The organism is Neisseria sp. P0021.S007, assembly GCF_051956855.1.
On sequence record NZ_JBQCXA010001540.1, the window covers coordinates 1 to 465 of the forward strand.

Here is a 465-nt window from a genome sequence, read left to right on the forward strand (position 1 = left end):
CAGCTTTTGCCGGGAATGTGGGGGATTACCCATGTTGGTCCGTTGTTTGTCCCGCATTTTTATTTGACTTTTGCCAGCGTGTTTTTCTTTGCTTTTCATTGGAAAAAGCAGGCGGAGACTGATTTTTGGCAGGCGGATTTACGGCATCCGTTTTTGAGTGTGTTTGCTGTCAGCAATGTGTTGATGACTTTGGCTTTTGTGTCGATTGCCGCGATATTGTATTTTCTGATGCCGGGCCGTTCTTTGGCTTTTACGTTTCCGGCTTTGTTGAAACTGTACGCGCTCAAGCCTGTTTATTGGTTTGTTTTGCAGTTTGTCATGATGGCGGTTTTTTATCTGCACCGCAGAAGTATTGCCAAACAGTCGCCGGCAGTGTTCAGTAAAGCGCAACTCAGACTGGGCTGGCTGATGGCTTTGGTCATGCAGACTTTAGTCACGGGGGCGATAGTCGGAGAAATCGGACTT

The 465-nt window shown here is 47.3% G+C and carries 1 protein-coding gene; it reads left to right on the forward strand.

From position 1 onward, the window contains the following. Positions 1-465, forward strand: a 465-nt coding sequence (locus ACTHUR_RS20150; RefSeq protein ID WP_440400567.1) for a hypothetical protein, incomplete at both ends; no start/stop codon positions are given.